This is a genomic window from Citrobacter sp. CK206 (genome assembly GCF_030333125.1).
Taxonomy (GTDB): domain Bacteria; phylum Pseudomonadota; class Gammaproteobacteria; order Enterobacterales; family Enterobacteriaceae; genus Citrobacter_B; species Citrobacter_B koseri.
Map to the genome: position 1 here is coordinate 533154 of NZ_JAOWGM010000021.1, position 17347 is coordinate 550500.

General features: G+C 52.2%; 18 protein-coding genes. 10 read left to right on the forward strand and 8 right to left on the reverse strand.

Translation table 11 applies throughout. The features are described from left to right. The first annotated feature begins 6 nt into the window (after positions 1-6). Both pcp and nei read left to right on the forward strand, forming a co-directional pair. Positions 7-651: a pyroglutamyl-peptidase I gene (pcp, locus tag OGX81_RS05570; RefSeq protein ID WP_012133293.1), complete on the forward strand. Its 645-nt coding sequence runs from the start codon at positions 7-9 to the stop codon at positions 649-651. A 14-nt stretch (positions 652-665) separates the two neighbouring features. Further along, a complete protein-coding gene (gene nei / locus OGX81_RS05575) occupies positions 666-1457 on the forward strand; it encodes an endonuclease VIII (protein ID WP_012133292.1) in 792 nt (263 codons plus the stop codon). Between the two features lie 67 nt (positions 1458-1524). On the opposite strand, the gene OGX81_RS05580 is transcribed toward nei, so the two are convergent. Continuing rightward, positions 1525-2373, reverse strand: a complete 849-nt coding sequence (locus tag OGX81_RS05580; protein ID WP_012133291.1) for an AraC family transcriptional regulator — start codon at positions 2371-2373, stop codon at positions 1525-1527. A gap of 193 nt (positions 2374-2566) precedes the next feature. On the opposite strand from OGX81_RS05580, the gene OGX81_RS05585 reads away from it, so the two are divergent. From OGX81_RS05585 to OGX81_RS05600, 4 genes are all read left to right on the forward strand, one after another. Continuing rightward, positions 2567-4348: a DUF2264 domain-containing protein gene (locus OGX81_RS05585; RefSeq protein WP_024130531.1), complete on the forward strand. Its 1782-nt coding sequence runs from the start codon at positions 2567-2569 to the stop codon at positions 4346-4348. Between the two features lie 23 nt (positions 4349-4371). Next, a complete protein-coding gene (locus OGX81_RS05590) occupies positions 4372-5637 on the forward strand; it encodes an oligosaccharide MFS transporter (RefSeq protein WP_012133289.1) in 1266 nt (421 codons plus the stop codon). Positions 5638-5658: 21 nt separating this feature from the next. Then, the gene (locus tag OGX81_RS05595) at positions 5659-6849 is read left to right on the forward strand and encodes a glycoside hydrolase family 88 protein (RefSeq protein WP_104868915.1); all 1191 of its coding nucleotides are present in this window, start codon (positions 5659-5661) and stop codon (positions 6847-6849) included. An 81-nt stretch (positions 6850-6930) separates the two neighbouring features. Beyond that, a complete protein-coding gene (locus tag OGX81_RS05600) occupies positions 6931-7722 on the forward strand; it encodes an oligogalacturonate-specific porin KdgM family protein (protein WP_012133287.1) in 792 nt (263 codons plus the stop codon). Positions 7723-7727: 5 nt separating this feature from the next. On the opposite strand, the gene OGX81_RS05605 is transcribed toward OGX81_RS05600, so the two are convergent. From OGX81_RS05605 to OGX81_RS22090, 7 genes are all read right to left on the reverse strand, one after another. Then, on the reverse strand, positions 7728-8777 hold the full coding sequence (locus OGX81_RS05605; RefSeq protein WP_104868914.1) for an AbrB family transcriptional regulator: 1050 nt from the start codon (positions 8775-8777) through the stop codon (positions 7728-7730). A gap of 204 nt (positions 8778-8981) precedes the next feature. Beyond that, positions 8982-9386 (reverse strand): DUF2251 domain-containing protein, encoded by a 405-nt coding sequence (locus OGX81_RS05610; protein ID WP_049011595.1) that lies wholly within the window; start codon positions 9384-9386, stop codon positions 8982-8984. Continuing rightward, positions 9383-9694 (reverse strand): bacteriocin immunity protein, encoded by a 312-nt coding sequence (locus OGX81_RS05615; RefSeq protein ID WP_104868913.1) that lies wholly within the window; start codon positions 9692-9694, stop codon positions 9383-9385. Before OGX81_RS05615 ends, OGX81_RS05610 begins: the two co-directional genes overlap by 4 nt. A 43-nt stretch (positions 9695-9737) precedes the next feature. Continuing rightward, positions 9738-10016, reverse strand: coding sequence for a bacteriocin immunity protein (locus OGX81_RS05620; RefSeq protein WP_049011593.1), 279 nt, complete (start codon positions 10014-10016; stop codon positions 9738-9740). Between the two features lie 11 nt (positions 10017-10027). After that, the gene (tssD, locus tag OGX81_RS05625; protein WP_104868912.1) at positions 10028-11764 is read right to left on the reverse strand and encodes a type VI secretion system tube protein TssD; all 1737 of its coding nucleotides are present in this window, start codon (positions 11762-11764) and stop codon (positions 10028-10030) included. 230 nt (positions 11765-11994) lie between these two features. Then, positions 11995-13278: a citrate synthase gene (locus tag OGX81_RS05630; protein WP_012133280.1), complete on the reverse strand. Its 1284-nt coding sequence runs from the start codon at positions 13276-13278 to the stop codon at positions 11995-11997. Positions 13279-13483: 205 nt separating this feature from the next. Further along, a complete protein-coding gene (locus OGX81_RS22090) occupies positions 13484-13591 on the reverse strand; it encodes a hypothetical protein (protein ID WP_418222314.1) in 108 nt (35 codons plus the stop codon). Between the two features lie 383 nt (positions 13592-13974). Here OGX81_RS22090 and sdhC point away from each other — a divergent pair, with 383 nt between their 5' ends. Genes sdhC through sdhB form a run of 4 tightly spaced genes read left to right on the forward strand, consistent with a single transcriptional unit; the run spans position 13975 to position 17218 of the window. Further along, positions 13975-14379: a succinate dehydrogenase cytochrome b556 subunit gene (gene sdhC / locus OGX81_RS05635; RefSeq protein WP_047458089.1), complete on the forward strand. Its 405-nt coding sequence runs from the start codon at positions 13975-13977 to the stop codon at positions 14377-14379. After that, complete coding sequence (gene sdhD, locus OGX81_RS05640; RefSeq protein WP_012133278.1) at positions 14373-14720, forward strand: succinate dehydrogenase membrane anchor subunit; 348 nt, start codon at positions 14373-14375, stop codon at positions 14718-14720. The genes sdhC and sdhD overlap by 7 nt, the downstream gene beginning before the upstream one ends. Beyond that, a complete protein-coding gene (gene sdhA, locus OGX81_RS05645) occupies positions 14720-16486 on the forward strand; it encodes a succinate dehydrogenase flavoprotein subunit (RefSeq protein WP_012133277.1) in 1767 nt (588 codons plus the stop codon). Before sdhD ends, sdhA begins: the two co-directional genes overlap by 1 nt. Positions 16487-16501: 15 nt before the next feature. Next, on the forward strand, positions 16502-17218 hold the full coding sequence (gene sdhB, locus OGX81_RS05650) for a succinate dehydrogenase iron-sulfur subunit SdhB (protein WP_012133276.1): 717 nt from the start codon (positions 16502-16504) through the stop codon (positions 17216-17218). Positions 17219-17347: the final 129 nt, after the last annotated feature.

A 17347-nucleotide genomic window follows, 5' to 3' on the forward strand; every position in this document is an offset into this window, starting at 1 on the left:
GGAAGGATGAAGACGGTATTAATCACCGGGTTTGAACCCTTCGGCGGCGAGCAGGTTAACCCTTCCTGGGAAGTGGTCTCGCGTCTCGACAATGCTATTATCGCAGGGTGTCGCGTGGTGGCCCGCCAGCTCCCTTGCGTCTTTGGCGACTCTCTCACCGTGCTGAATGCGGCGATTGACGCGTTATCCCCGGTGCTGGTGCTGGCGATAGGGCAGGCCGGAGGGCGCACGGATATTACCGTGGAGCGCGTGGCGATTAATATTGACGATGCGCGTATCCCCGATAATCGCGGCAGGCAGCCAGTTGATGAGCCCATCGTGGCGGAAGGCCCGGCAGCCTGGTTTAGCACGCTGCCGATCAAAGCGATGGTCTCGGCGATGCGCGAAGCGGGGATTCCGGCATCGGTCTCTCAGACCGCAGGCACTTTTGTCTGCAACCACGTAATGTATGGACTGTTGCATAAATTGCGCGATATTCAGGACGTGAAGGGTGGATTTATCCATATTCCTTATCTGCCGGAACAGGCGGCGGCACATCCTGGTGCGCCCAGCATGGCGGCGGAAACGGTGCGTCAGGCGTTGGAAATCGCCATTGTCACAGCGCTTCATGTGGAAACTGACATTGCAGTAACAGGCGGAGCAACTCACTAACAAAGGACAGAACTATGCCTGAAGGCCCGGAGATCCGTCGTGCGGCGGATAACCTGGAGGCGGCGATAAAAGGCAAACCGTTGACGGACGTCTGGTTTGCCTTTTCGCAGTTAAAACCGTATGAATCGCCGCTGATTGGGCAGACGGTCACCCATATCGAAACGCGGGGGAAAGCGTTGCTGACCCACTTTTCGCAGGGGCTGACGCTCTACAGCCATAACCAGTTGTATGGCGTATGGCGAGTAGTGGAGACGGGGAACATCCCGGCAACCACCCGGGTATTACGCGTTAACCTGCAAACGGCGGATAAAACCATTCTGCTTTACAGCGCGTCCGACATTGAAATGTTGACGCCGGAACAGCTCGCCACCCACCCGTTTCTGCAACGCGTCGGGCCGGACGTGCTGGACCCGCGGCTGACGCCCAGTGATGTAAAAGCGCGTCTGCTCTCTGCGCGTTTTCGTAATCGTCAGTTTTCCGGGCTGTTGCTGGATCAGGCGTTTCTCGCCGGGCTGGGCAACTATCTGCGTGTGGAAATTCTCTGGCAGGTAGGGCTGACGGGGCAGCATAAGGCGAAAGATCTCAGTGACCAACAGCTGGAGGCGTTATCTCATGCGCTGCTCGATATCCCGCGCCTTTCTTATACCACGCGCGGTCAGGCGGATGAGAACACGCATCACGGCGCGCTGTTTCGCTTTAAGGTGTTCCACCGGGACGGCGAAGCCTGCGAGCGCTGCGGCGGCATTATTGAGAAAACGACGCTCTCCTCGCGCCCGTTCTACTGGTGTCCACACTGCCAGACGTAATTCGTCAACGCGCCGGATGGCGGCTTCGCCTTATCCGGCCTACAGGCCAGGCCATCCAGCGTGGGAACTAGGCGGGGGAATACGTTTTGCGATATTGCAACGGCGTTTTACCCATATTCTTGCGAAAACAGGTAATAAACCAGGCGTACTCGGAGAAACCGACCTGTTCGGCAATCTCACGCACTGAGCTGTTGGTGTGCAACAGCAATTCACATGCCTGACGGATACGGCGCATCATCAGATACTCCTGAATGGTGCCGCCCGTTTCCTCGTGAAAGCGGCGTGAGGCATGTCCGCGTGAGCAGCCCATCTCGTGGGCGATATCGTCCAGCGAGCAGCGCTGGTGAAAATGGGTTTCTATCCAACGGATAATACTGACCGAAAAGGTATTGTATCCCGTCGCCTGCTCCTGATGCGGCAGCAGGCTGATAATCTGCATCACCAGAAATGCGCTGTCGCTGACGCTGAACGTTTTGCTTTTTACCAGCGTTTCAAAACGGCTCAGCAGCGTTTCAATCACCGGCTGTACGTCGCCGACATCAAATACCCGCGCCTTTTCTCCCCGACCGCAGAGCTGACGCAGCAACATTTGCTGACGCGGAAAATCCCGCAGGTACTGTTCAATAATTGAGCCATTAAAATGCAGCGTTGTACGGTGATAAACATTACGATCGTCCTGCTCGACAAACACCTTATGCAGCTTTCCCGGCGGAAAAATAAAAATACGCCCCGGCTTAACGGTGTACTGCTGGTGCTCCATTAGCGCGATGCCAACTCCCTGAGAAACTGACAGGATCTCCACACACTGATGCCAGTGGTAGTAGTTGGCAGGCATATTCTTCATGCGGTTAAAGTAAATCGACTTATCGTTGAGGTTGATATTCTCAAGATAACTGCTGTCTTCCATTCGCTGCATTTCTGCCCGCCCCTCCCGCAATGTGAATAAACTTAAATTTTTATCACTCTAATCGAATTTTTGTCACTAAAAGAGGATGAATGTTGTTATTCATCACCGACGTTGTCCGAAAATACGACAATTATCACATTTGTCTGTCCGTCTGAATCCTTATTATGCGTCCAACATTTATCAAATGAAACGAGGTTTCATTATGCGAATAAGGCAAGAATACGTCGGACTGGCGCAACAATGGCTGGCGTCAGCCGTCCCCCATTTGAGGCGAGGAAACACGCGTCTGGACGCCGGAGAAACGTCTGCACACTATCCGGCGGATGTCGCCGGAATGGAGGGTTTCTCTCGTCTGTTGTGGCTGCTGGCGCCGTTACTGAGCGGTGGCGAAGCCGATGATTTTCGCGAGACGTTTATCGACGGTATTCGTCACGGCTGCGATCCCGAACATCCTGACTACTGGGGCTCCCTGGCGGATAACGATCAGCGATGCGTCGAAATGGCGGCGTTTGGCCTGGCGCTGGCGTTACCGGGAACGGGGCTTTGGTCAGCGCTCTCCATCGACGAGCAAAACAATCTGGAGCGCTGGTTACGCCAGAGCGCCGACATTCAGATCCCCGATAACAACTGGCATTTCTTCCCGGTGCTGGTGCAGGTGGGGCTTAAGTGCGTCGGGCGGCATTACGACATGATGGTGATTGATAAGCATCTGAATGCCATTGAACCGTTCTGGCTTGGCAACGGCTGGTACGCCGATGGCGCCGGTAAGCCGCGCGACTACTACATCTCCAGCGGGTTTCACTTTTACAGCCTGCTGTACAGCCACTTTATGCAGGATGCTGATCCCGAACGTTGCCTGCGCTATCGTCAGCGCGCGCGTCAGTTCGCGAAAGATTATATCCATTACTTTACCGGTGACGGCAATGCGATCCCCTTTGGCCGTAGCCTGACTTATCGCTTCGTACAGGTCGCATTCTGGAGCGCGGTGGCATATACCGGGCTGGATGTGTTTAGCGTACCGGTTATCAAAGGGCTGATCCTGCGGCATATCGACTGGTGGATGAGCCAACCGTTTATCGGCCCGGATGGTTTGTTCACGCTGGGGTACACATACCCGAATCTGGTGATGACCGAAGATTACAACAGCCCCGGTTCGCCGTACTGGGCATGTAAGGCATTGCTGATTCTGGCGCTGCCGCAAGAGAGTGCGTTCTGGCAGGCGGAACCCGCGCCATTGCCCGCGCTGGAGACGGTTCACCCGATAGCGGAAGCCGGGCAGTTTATTGTTCATGCGGAGGATAACCATCACGTCTGGATGCTGATGTCCGGGCAGTACGATCGCAATAACTTCGTCAATTTCGACGCCAAATACTGCAAGTTCGCCTATTCCAGCCACTTTGGTTTCACCCTTGAACGCGGCGTGTATGGTCTGAACCATGCTGCCTGTGACTCGATGCTGATGTTCAGCGAGCAGGACGGCTACTGGCGCGGGCGTCGCGAGTGTGATGCGGTGGAGATGACGCCAGCGTGGCTTCGAAGCGTCTGGCGCCCCTGGCCGGATGTCAGCGTCACCACCTGGCTTATTCCGCATGAGCAGGGGCATCTCCGGCTACATCGCGTTGTAACCCCACGCACGCTCGACTGCGTGGAAGGCGGATTCGCACTGAATCGCCATCATCTGACGACGACCCGAATGGCAAAAAACGGGCTGACTCTCAGTACCACTTCCGGCGTGTGTCAGATCGAGGATTTGCTGGCTGAACGCCAGCCGCTGGTCGTCACCACCCCGCCGAACAGCAACATTCTGTATGCCTCTCCTGGAGAGATCCCCTGTCTCGGCACGACGCTCACGCCGGGCACTCACTGGCTGGCCTGTAGCGTTAACGCCACGATGTCTCCGACGCTGCCGCCGCCGGTAATCATGGCATTCGATCGTGTCAATCAGGTGCTGACGCTGAACTCGAAAACGCTGGAAATAAAATAATTGACGCTGATGCGGAGAAAATAATGATGAACCCTGTTCAGTCGACACGTTCGGCTTACATCAAGCTGAGTCTGTTTGTATTTCTGTTTACCTTTACCTGGGCGGCCAGTTTTGGCCTGTATGCTATCTGGCTGGGGGATAAAGCCGGGCTGGATGGCGTGGAAATCGGCACGGTGTTTGCCGTTAACGGCGTTTTTGCGGTGATTATCAAACCCGTTTACGGCTACATCATGGACAAAATGGGCATGAAAAAACACCTGCTCTATTTTGTCTGTATTGTTTCGGCACTGATGGCGCCGTTTTACATCTGGTGCTATCTGCCGCTGCTGCAAACCCATTTTGTCAGCGGAATGATTGTCGGCGCGCTGTTTTTCAGCCTCGGCTGGTATGCGGGCGTGGCGGCAGAAGAGTCGTATGTTGACCGTTTCAGCCGTCTGTATGACATGGAGTTTGGCCGCATCCGCATGTGGGCGGCGCTGGGCTGGGCGACGGCGTCATCGTTTTCCGGCTATCTCTACAATATCTCCCCCAAAATCAACTTTGTTATCAGCACCGTTTCCGCGCTGTGCATGTTCGCGGTGCTGCTGACGCTGAAGGTCGATCACTTTGGTCAGGAAGAAAACAACGTTCTGTCGAAAGAGAAGATTGTCATTGGCGATGTGTTCCAGCTGCTGCGCAATAAAAAGTTCTGGACCTTCTCCCTGTATATCGCGGGCGTGGCATGGATGATGTTTATTGCCGAGCAGCAATTCTCTCGCTATTTCGTCACCTTCTTCAGTACCAAAGAGGAAGGAAACGCCATGTTTGGCTATATGAGCACCGCGCAGTCCGCCGCCGAGTTCTTCGGCATGATGCTGGTGCCCGCCATCATTAACCGCATCGGCGCCAAGCAGGGGATGCTCCTGACAGGGCTGGTGATCAGCCTGCGTTTGATTATCTCCGGGTTAACCAACGATCCGCTGATTATCTGCCTGGTGAAACCGCTGTATGGGATTGAAATTGCGCTGATTCTGGTCTCGGTTTTCAAATATATCGCCGAACACTTCGACAAGCGCGTCAACGCCACGATGTATCTGCTGGGTTATCAGGCCATGATTTACGTCGGCTCTATCGTGGTGGCGCCGCCTGCCGGGTATGCCTATCAGAAGATCGGTTTTGAACACACCTATCTGATTATGGGCATCATCGCGCTGATATTTACCGGGATCTCCGCCATCACGCTATCTCCCTGCTATCAGCATAAAAAAAACACCGCCATCCCTGCCCACGGGCAAGAAGCCATTCATTAAAGTAAAGAAAACGAGAGAATTATGTCTGCAACTATCCGTAAAGAAACGATTGTCCCTGTTGCGCTACAGCGCGGCGAGCGCGCTGCTATCGCGCAGAAAATTCGTCATGCGTTGCCGGTGATTTTAAAGGCTGTTGATCGTAACAGCGCTTATTTCGGCCAGCGTTTTCCCGACGCGGCATGTAAAAACGGTATCTATCCGATTATCGATAATCAGGAGTGGACGACCAGTTTCTGGACCGGGCAACTGTGGCTGGCATGGGAGTGGACAGGGAATGCCGCATATCGTGCGTTAGCCGAGCAGCATGTCCGCTCCTTTGGCGAACGTATCGCAAAGCGCGACCACACTAACCACCACGACCTCGGGTTTCTGTACAGCCTTTCCTGCGAGGCTGCCAGCAAATTGACCGATAACCGGGAGGCAATATATATCGCCCAACAGGCGGCAGAAGTGTTGATGGAGCGCTATCACGACAAGTGCGGCATTATTCAGGCGTGGGGCGAGCTGGATAACCCGGAACAGCAGGGGAGGATGATCATTGACTGCAATATGAATCTGCCGTTGTTGTATCAGGCCAGCGCGACAACGGGCGACCCGCGCTATGCCCAGGCGGCGAAAAGCCATATTGAGCAGGCGCGACGCTATATTGTGCGCGAGGACGGCTCGACGTTTCACACGTACTATATGGATGTTCACACCGGTGAGCCACGTTTTGGCAATACCCATCAGGGGTTCTCCGACGATTCCTGCTGGTCGCGTGGGCAGGCATGGGGCGTGTATGGCTTTCTGCTGAACTACCTCTATACCGGGGATGAGAAACTGCTGGAATTGAGCCAGACGCTGGCAAACTATTTTATTAACCGTTTGCCGGAAGACCTGGTCTGTTACTGGGATCTGGCGCTGACCGATCCCAACAGCGAAAGAGACAGTTCTGCCAGCGCGATTCTCGCCTGCGCCTTGCTGGAGCTGGTAAAACAGCTTCCGGCGACTCATCCCGATCGCGAAAGTTATGAGGCGCTGGCATTGCGAATGATTGAGCGGATGCTCGACGGCTATCTCAATCTGGAGCACAAAGAAGGCGAAGGATTATTAAAACATTCTGTTTATTATTTTAAAGGTAACGTCGGCGTGAATGAATGCTGTGCCTGGGGTGATTATTTCCTGATGGAGGCCATTACCCGCGCAACGTCATGCTGGAATAGTTACTGGTAATATCCCACTCCTCCTGTTGAATAATAATGCTATTCAGTTAGCAGGGGGAGATTTTATCTCTGTTTCTGCAAGGAAAATATAATGCAAAGTAAGAATATGAATACAGCCCTATTAGCGGCTGCACTGGTCATGCCTTCCGCCAGCGTTTTTGCGGACAATAACAGTCATTCAACGACGGCGCCACAGGCAAAAGAAAAACCGTTTACGACGGTTTATTTTGCGCCACGCACACAATATCGCACGGCCAGCGAGCGTTTTTTACAACGACTGATGCTGACAGGCGTGGTGCAGGACCCGAACAGTATTTTCGCCCGAATGTACTGGAGTTTTGAGACGGACTCCGATCTCGGTAAAAATATGGAGCAGTGGAAAAGCAGCTACGAAGAAGCGGAGTTTAACAAGCCGTTCCCGCTGGGCGAGAGCGACTTCTGGCTTGAACCTGGGGTTGTCTTTCATTGGGAGTCCGCCGGTTCGCGTATCGATCCTTACCTCGGCATTGGTTATCACTTTGACCCAACGCTGGGTGCCGTTTTACGCTATCGCTATAATCATCAAAATCACGACAGCCAGACGCTACAGGGCGACTGGGATGACTCTTCGGAACATCGCGTTGATATTTATCTGACCAAATATTTTACGCCAGATTTTTGGGTGCAATATAATCCGACATATTACAGTAAAACGCATGGCGATAAATTTGAATATGCGAATGGTAAAAACCATACGCTGCAACATAATTTTGTTTTTAACTTCCATGCAACGCCGCGTTTTTATCCCTTCTTTGAATTAGGTTATCTGGATGAATATAAAGATGGCGATGACACCAAAAATGAATACCAGATCAGGGTTGGGTTTAAGTATAATTTAAATTAAACATTTTATACCTGCGGTTGTTTCGGCGCATAGGTTGAAATAAAACGGGCAACCGCAGGCCCGGTCAACAAAATGCTGAACAGCCGCAGGGTTTGCATCGCCATAATCAGCGCCATGTCGGCGTTGCTACCGGCGGCGATCACCGCCACGGTATCCAGCCCGCCGGGGCTGGTGGCAAGCCAGGCGGTGATAAAATCAATCTGCATGTAGTGGGCGAGTCCCCAGGCCATCGCCGCGCAAATCGCCATCAGGGCAAAGATGGAGGCCAGAATCTGCGGCAGCGGACGCAGCGCCATAAAAAAGACCTGTCTGTCGAACCCTAATCCGATGCGCCAGCCAATGGCCATATACGCAATCGCCAGCAGCCATTCCGGCAGTTCAATCACGATCATGCCGCCTGCATGAAGCCATGCGCCGACGATCATCGGCGCCAGCATAGTACCGGAAGGAATGCGCAATATGCGCCCGGTGAAACCTGCAACCGCAGCCAGCAGCAGCGTGCTCCACAGATTGCCGCTCAGCGGCGGGAACCACGCAATCTGCTGGCTGACCGCTTCTGCGCTGTCGCCGAGGATCAGCCGCGTGACCAGCACGGCGGCGCCTGCGACAAACAGTACCCGCAGGTACTGCATAAACGCCACCAGGCGGATATCCGCGCCGTAGTCCTGCGCCATCGCCACCATTGCCGCCGCGCCGCCGGGGGAGGAACCCCATGCGCCGGTATTGCCCGGCAGTGAGCTGTAGCGCACCAGCAGCCAGCCGACCACCGCGCTGGAGAGCAGCGTCACCATCAGAATGGCTAACACCACCGGCCAGTTCACCGCCAGTGTGGTGAGAATCGAACCAGTAAGGTTTTGCGCAATCATGCAGCCGAGAATGGCCTGCGCTGCGAGAAAAGTGGAGCGGGGGAGTTGCAGCGTAATGCCTTTCAGACTGAATGCGATACCGGCAATCATTGGGCCGAGCAGCAGCGCCGCCGGGAGGTGGATGCAGAGAAAAGCCAGCGAAAGAAGGAGTGATAGCAGGAACAACAAACCCCACTGCAAAACCGGCATCCTGTGCTCCCTGGCGGTATCCAATCAAGTGTATCGATACAGCATAGAGAAAAAGTACGCTGAAAAAAATATCAGGCGTCAATAAAAGCGGGCTAAACCAGAACTGAATAACAGGTGTCTGGTACTGTTTTATACTGACAGGAGGATACTTTAATTTTACCTCGACAGTATTGATATGCCTGACACCTGTGGGTTATTCACAAATCATCTGAAAAAATCATCAACGGTATCATTCCAGTTGTGACCTGAAACAGACCATTCCTGATTGATTGGGGGTGGGAAGCCACTTCGGCAGTATCCATTTTTAGATTCAAAATCAAATACACCATGCGGATAATTATTAATTAAAAGCACGCATTTCCTGCTGTCTTCTGACCAACCGATCTTCACATCAGACGGGATATGCCCGTCTGAAACGTCTTCTGTATTGTAGATATGTAGAGCATCTCTGATAGGATTACCATCAACAGACTCATCAAGGGCATAGAAATATCCCGTTTTTCCATCGTCTTCAAACACTGCTGCAAATGAACCTTCGGGGGCCAGACTCTCTATCACCTGCGCTTCACCCACAATGAGCTGAGCCTGAACCGTAACCAGTATTGTCATTTGAATTTCCTTAGGTTTGTATCTGAGTTTTTTCTGTGATTGAACGGGGGAAGTCCCTGGGATTTACGCCATCTTTTAATTTCTCCAATGATGCCTTGTGGACTGTCCTCCCTGTCATCCGGGGGATAAAAAATCAAACCATTGCCTTCAGGATGATCCACGATTTTATCGAAATGATCGACTAATGAGTCGATGTAAGATTCACGGTCCATTTCTCCCTGGTAGCGCGGGTTTGCGGAGAATTCATTTAGGAAGTCTAAGAATTCGGATTCAGTGTAGTCTTCGAGTTTTTGTTTAAAATGAATCATATGTTCACTTTTCTAATGTGTTGTTAAATACAGGGCCTCGTATTTACTCAGAGTCTTTGAATGATGGGCGTCCCTGAGATTTTCGCCATCTTTTAATTTCTTCAATGATGCCTTGTGGACTGTCCTCCCTGTCATCCGGGGGATAAAAAATCAAACCATTACCTTCAGGATGATCCACGATTTTATCGAAGTGTTTGACTAGCCTATTAGAGTGAGATTCAAATTCTCTTCCTTTCAGATTGCCAGGGTTTTCAAAAAATTCATTCAGGAATTCTATGAATTCGGATTCAGTGTAGTCTTCAAGACGTTGTTTTAGTTCCATGTGTATCCTCTCTACTTATTTGAGTGATTTTTAATGTGATTTTTTACAGTGTTAACGCGCATATTATCCATATCAAAGACTGCACCACCATTAATAATAAAATCAAGATGGTGAATTTCAAACCATGGTCTGCCTCCTACCTGTTCAGAAGGAATGCTAAATGGTGCGTTGCCACTAAGAATTCTGGTTTGATTCGATTTACTAAACTGTGACATCAGTTCAGGGCATTCCGACACCGCAAGCCAGAACTCTTTTCTGAAATGGTCAAAGTTGCGAAACGTTCTTCCTCGCAGCTTATCTGCGACCTGTGCAGGTATCGGCGCTCCCAGCCCTGAACTGGCGGCCTCAAGCCAACGACTATTTTCGGGTAAAATTTCGCCGTAACCGGTTGCCGTGCCGGGTTGTTTGCGCGGATCTTCACGAAGATAAACATATATCGGCTGAATGCCTGAATCGGCCGGAAAGACCAGAATATAATCGTTAAAATCGGCGACATCCGGCACCGGGAACGGTGGCGTGGTGTACTCATTTTTGCCATCCGGGATAGGTGTCACCAGAATGGTTGGCTGATCAAGCGGTGGAACATTGCTTCCGGTGTGATTAGGTAAATCACCAGTCACGGGGTTTTCCGGTGTCCAGGTGATTAACGGCCCGTCTACGTCGTGGGCGGGGGTAAATTCATAGCGCTTCGCGTTGGCATTCCACACCATGTTCGCGACGCGGACGTTTTCATAGGGGGTACCTTCCCCTGTATGTACGCCATAGACCTGCGGTGCGCCGTGAGTGTCGGTGCCCCAGAAAAAGCGTACCCGGGTGGTGGCGGTACTTCCGGCTAGCGCTTTCTGTCTGAGGGTCTCTTCGTACCAGTATTCATCACGCCCGGGAACGCGCGCGCTGCCTTCGCCAGCGGACGAAATATACAGAGCGGAAGCCAGGGCTCCCACATAAGGTATCGCTCTTGTCGCACTGAGCGTACCGCTGAGCGGCCACTCCCCCCACACCTGCGCCAGTCCGCCCAGAGCCAGCGGTATGGCTGAGGCTTCTGCGGGCTGCGTATATCCGCAACAATAATCGACTGACGATTGTGCAAAAATCGCCATCTGGCCGAAGTTTTCTGCCGGTTCTTCTGTGTTCCCGGCGTCCGTACATCCTTTCGCTTTCAGGCAGGATTTAGCATAGACCGGTGTGATTTTTGGGGGATGTTGGCTGGGGGGCGTGATTTTTATTGCCGCTGGTCTGGGGGGATTCACCGGTTGAGGGCGCTGCGGCATAAACAAGTGGTTATATTCAGCGGGAAATGCCAGGTAGTCAAATTCGGTATTGGCGATGAGGTGTTTGCAAAGAATATAATCATATGATACCGCAATCTCTTCGGTATCCAGCTCATTAAGGGCCACATGCGTTTGAATACTTCTTACAGAAGCATTTTTTAGTTGAATATAATAATAGCGTTCCCATCGGCCCGTTCTGTTTATTCGCCAGAAATCAATTTCAATGAACAGCCTTTCATTATTAGTGATTGCATTACAAAATAGCGGGGTGCTTTTATCGATTAATTTGCTGAATCTGAGTCCCTGAAGGTTAATACCCCTTCCTGTATTACTCAATGCGCTGAATAGCGAAAATACGAAGATCTCGTCTTCATGCCCTTTTTGCCAGCGATTACCTGTTGACGAATATGTTCCACATCCCGCCGAAATGTTTCCTTGTTCTTCACCTGTGATTCTCAGGTAAATAATATCGCCCATTCCATTTAGCCTTTACCTGCATCCAATTGTGTCGGATTAAAGATCTAATGGTTTTAAAGGTCAAATAATGCATTAGCTATTGATGCTATGTGAAAGGAAATAGCTATTTTTTCGGCGGTAATATATTGGGAGTGACTGGAGTAATAAAGGTTATATTGGCAAGATGAATATTGTTGCCAGAGTTTCAGTAAATAATAAAGGCCACCGGTGTTACCCGATGGCCAGGATGATTAACGCTTAATATCAGACTTGAAATCGCGCTTTTCGTAGCCGGTGTACAGCTGACGCGGACGGGCGATTTTCATGCCTTCGCTGTGCATTTCGTTCCAGTGTGCAATCCAGCCCACGGTACGCGCCATCGCGAAGATCACGGTGAACATGGAGGACGGAATGCCCATCGCTTTCAGAATGATGCCGGAGTAGAAGTCTACGTTCGGGTAGAGTTTCTTCTCGATAAAGTACGGGTCGTTCAGCGCGATGTGTTCCAGCTCCATCGCGACTTCCAGCAGGTCATCTTTGGTGCCCAGCTCTTTCAGAACTTCGTGGCAGGTTTCACGCATGACGGTAGCGCGCGGGTCATAGTTTTTGTAAACACGGTGACCGAAGCCCATCAGGCGGAAAGAATCATTCTTGTCTTTTGCCCGGCGAATAAATTCCGGGATGTGTTTAACAGAGCTGATTTCTACCAGCATTTTCAGCGCCGCTTCGTTCGCGCCGCCATGCGCCGGTCCCCACAGGGAGGCAATGCCCGCCGCGATGCAGGCGAACGGGTTCGCGCCGGAGGAGCCTGCGGTACGGACGGTTGACGTCGATGCGTTCTGTTCGTGATCGGCGTGAAGAATCAGAATCCTGTCCATTGCGCGTTCCAGCACCGGGTTAACTTCATAGTTTTCGCACGGTGTGGAGAACATCATGTTCAGGAAGTTGCCGGAATAGGAGAGGTCGTTGCGCGGGTAGACGAACGGTTGACCGATAGAATACTTGTAACACATTGCCGCCATTGTCGGCATTTTGGACAGCAGGCGGAACGCGGCGATTTCACGATGACGCGGATTATTCACATCCATCGAGTCGTGGTAGAACGCAGCCAGCGCGCCGGTGACGCCGCACATAACGGCCATCGGATGCGAGTCGCGGCGAAAACCGTGGAACAGACGGGTAATCTGCTCATGGATCATGGTATGGCGTGTGACGGTGGTTTTGAACTCGTCGTACTCTGCCTGGGTCGGTTTCTCGCCGTACAGCAGGATGTAACATACTTCCAGATAGTTAGACTCGGTAGCCAGTTGGTCAATCGGGAAGCCGCGATGTAACAGAATGCCTTCGTCGCCGTCGATGAAGGTGATTTTGGATTCGCAGGATGCGGTAGAGGTGAAACCTGGATCAAAAGTGAACATCCCCTTTGAGCCGAGACTACGAATATCAATAACGTCTTGACCGAGTGTGCCCTTTAGCACATCCAGTTCAATAGCAGAGTCACCATTTAGGGTGAGTTTTGCTTTTGTATCAGCCATTTACGGTCTCCTTAGCGCCTTATTGCTTAAGACTACTCAGTGAGATTTGCTTCGTTACATAAATCAACCGTTACCAGTTTGTTATTTGGCTCGCCGCTCTGCGAAAGAGGAGAAAACCAGGGTACAGAGCAATGGGCGCTTGCAGGTAAAAACAGTTAACTTATGGCGAATTAGCAACAAATCAACAACTTAGCAATCCGAATTATTAAACCTGACTATCACTAATAACTGTCCTGAATAAATTGGTCAATACCGCCACACTGTTACATAACTTATTAGCAGGTGAAAGAGTGACCCCATAACTTTTGCGCATTATATGCCTTTTCTGGTGTTGTTTGTAACAACTTTGTTTAATGTTTGTCAAATCAGATGATTAAAAATTAAATAAATGTTGTTATCGTGACCTATGTCACTGTTCGGGATAAAACCCGACAAACTATATGTAGGTTAATTGTAATGATTTTGTGAACGTCCTATACTGCCGCCAGGTCTCCGGAATACCCTGCAATCCCGAGCCACCCAGCGTTGTAACGTGTCGTTTTAGCAACTGGAAGCAGTGTTTTACATGACGCGCAGTTATAGAAAGGACGCTGTCTGACCCGCAAGCAGACCGGAGGAAGGAAATCCCGTCGTCTTTCTGGCTACAGGTAGATTCACCCTCTGTACCCGAAGTCCAAAGGGAATAATAAGAACAGCATGTGGGCGTTATTCATGATAAGAAATGTGAAAAAACAAAGACCTGTCAATCTGGATCTGACAACGATCCGGTTCCCAATCACGGCGATAGCGTCCATTCTCCATCGCGTTTCTGGAGTGATCACCTTCGTGGCGGTCGGGATTCTGTTGTGGTTATTGGGCACCAGCCTCTCTTCCCCTGAAGGATTCCAGCAGGCATCCGCCATCATGGGGAGCTTCTTTGTTAAATTTATTATGTGGGGCATCCTCACCGCGCTGGCGTATCACGTCGTGGTCGGTATTCGTCACATGATGATGGATTTTGGCTATCTGGAAGAAACATTCGAAGCGGGTAAACGCTCAGCCAAAATCTCTTTTGTTATCACTGTCGTGCTTTCACTTCTCGCAGGAGTCCTCGTATGGTAAGCAACGCCTCCGCATTAGGACGCAATGGCGTACATGACTTCATCCTGGTCCGTGCTACCGCTATCGTTCTGACCCTCTACATCGTTTATATGGTGGGCTTTTTCGCAATAAGCGGCGAGCTGACCTTTGATGTCTGGAGCGGTTTCTTCTCATCGGCATTCACCAAAGTCTTCACCCTGCTGGCACTTTTCTCCATCTTGATTCATGCCTGGATCGGCATGTGGCAGGTGTTGACCGACTACGTTAAACCTCTGGCCCTGCGCCTTGTGCTACAGCTGGCAATCGTTGTTGCGCTGGTGGTTTACGTCATTTATGGATTTGTTGTGGTGTGGGGTGTGTAATGAAACTGCCAGTCAGAGAATTTGATGCTGTTGTTATTGGCGCAGGCGGCGCAGGTATGCGCGCAGCGCTGCAAATTTCCCAGAGCGGCCAGACCTGTGCGCTGCTCTCCAAAGTCTTCCCAACCCGTTCCCATACCGTATCCGCACAAGGTGGCATCACCGTGGCGCTCGGTAATACCCATGAAGATAACTGGGAATGGCACATGTACGATACCGTAAAAGGATCGGACTACATCGGCGACCAGGACGCGATTGAATATATGTGCAAAACCGGCCCGGAAGCGATTCTGGAACTGGAGCACATGGGGCTGCCTTTCTCCCGTCTTGACGATGGCCGTATCTATCAGCGTCCGTTCGGCGGCCAGTCGAAAAACTTCGGCGGCGAACAGGCGGCGCGTACCGCAGCAGCGGCTGACCGTACCGGTCACGCGCTGTTGCACACGCTGTACCAGCAGAACCTGAAAAACCACACCACCATTTTTTCTGAATGGTATGCGCTGGATCTGGTGAAAAACCAGGATGGCGCGGTAGTGGGGTGTACCGCGCTGTGTATCGAAACCGGCGAAGTGGTCTACTTCAAAGCGCGCGCAACCGTGCTGGCGACCGGCGGCGCAGGCCGTATTTACCAGTCCACCACTAACGCTCATATCAACACCGGCGACGGCGTGGGTATGGCGCTGCGTGCCGGTGTTCCGGTGCAGGATATGGAAATGTGGCAGTTCCACCCGACCGGCATTGCGGGCGCGGGCGTGCTGGTGACAGAAGGCTGCCGTGGTGAAGGCGGTTATCTGCTGAATAAACATGGCGAGCGCTTTATGGAGCGCTATGCCCCGAACGCGAAGGACCTGGCCGGTCGTGACGTGGTCGCGCGTTCTATTATGATCGAAATCCGTGAAGGTCGCGGCTGCGACGGCCCGTGGGGGCCGCACGCGAAACTGAAGCTCGACCATCTGGGTAAAGAAGTACTCGAATCCCGTCTGCCGGGTATCCTCGAATTGTCCCGTACCTTTGCGCACGTTGACCCGGTTAAAGAGCCGATCCCGGTTATTCCAACCTGTCACTACATGATGGGCGGTATCCCGACCAAAGTGACCGGTCAGGCGCTGACCGTGAACGAGCAGGGCGAAGACGTGGTGATTCCTGGTCTGTTCGCGGTGGGTGAGATCGCCTGCGTATCCGTACACGGCGCTAACCGTCTGGGCGGCAACTCGCTGCTTGACCTGGTGGTCTTCGGACGTGCGGCCGGTCTGCATTTGCAGGAGTCCATCGCCGAGCAGGGCGCGCTGCGTGACGCCAGCGAGTCTGACATTGAGGCCTCTCTGGAACGTCTCAACCGCTGGAACAACAACCGTGACGGCGAAGATCCGGTGGTTATCCGTAAAGCGTTGCAGGAATGTATGCAGCACAACTTCTCGGTATTCCGTGAAGGCGACGCGATGGCGAAAGGGCTTGAGCAACTGAAGGTGATCCGTGAGCGTCTGAAAAACGCCCGTCTGGATGACACCTCCAGCGAGTTCAACACCCAGCGCGTCGAGTGTCTGGAGCTGGACAACCTGATGGAAACGGCTTACGCAACTGCGGTATCCGCCAACTTCCGTACCGAAAGCCGTGGCGCGCATAGCCGCTTCGACTTCCCGGATCGCGATGATGAAAACTGGCTGTGCCATTCCCTGTATCTGCCAGAGACGGAATCCATGACGCGTCGTAGCGTCAATATGGAACCGAAACTGCGCCCGGCATTCCCGCCGAAGATTCGTACTTACTAATGCGGAGACAGGAAAATGAAACTCGAGTTTTCGATTTATCGCTATAACCCGGATGTTGATGACGCTCCGCGTATGCAGGATTACACCCTGGAAGGCGAAGAAGGGCGTGACATGATGCTGCTGGATGCGCTGATGCAGCTGAAAGAGAAAGATCCCAGCCTCTCTTTCCGTCGCTCATGCCGTGAAGGCGTGTGCGGTTCAGATGGCCTGAACATGAACGGCAAAAACGGCCTGGCGTGTATTACGCCGGTTTCGGCGCTACACCAGCCGGGTAAGAAGATTGTTATCCGTCCGCTGCCCGGTTTACCGGTTATCCGCGATTTGGTGGTAGACATGGGGCAATTCTACGCACAATATGAGAAGATTAAGCCTTACTTATTGAATAATGGGCAAAATCCACCCGCTCGTGAGCATTTACAGATGCCCGAGCAGCGTGAAAAACTCGATGGGCTGTATGAGTGTATTCTTTGTGCGTGCTGTTCAACGTCGTGCCCGTCGTTCTGGTGGAACCCGGATAAGTTTATCGGCCCGGCAGGTCTGTTAGCAGCGTATCGTTTCCTGATCGATAGCCGTGATACCGAGACCGACAGCCGCCTGGAAGACCTGAGCGATGCATTCAGCGTATTCCGCTGTCATAGCATCATGAACTGCGTCAGTGTATGTCCTAAGGGGCTGAACCCGACGCGCGCCATCGGCCATATTAAGTCGATGTTGTTGCAACGCAGTGCGTAAATAATAACGCCGGTAAGCGCAGTAAATGACAGTCCCGTAGGCCGGATAAGACGTTGGCGTCGTCATCCGGCATATATTGCCCGATGGCGCTACGCTTATCAGGTCTACGGGGCCACCACCGGTTTGAAA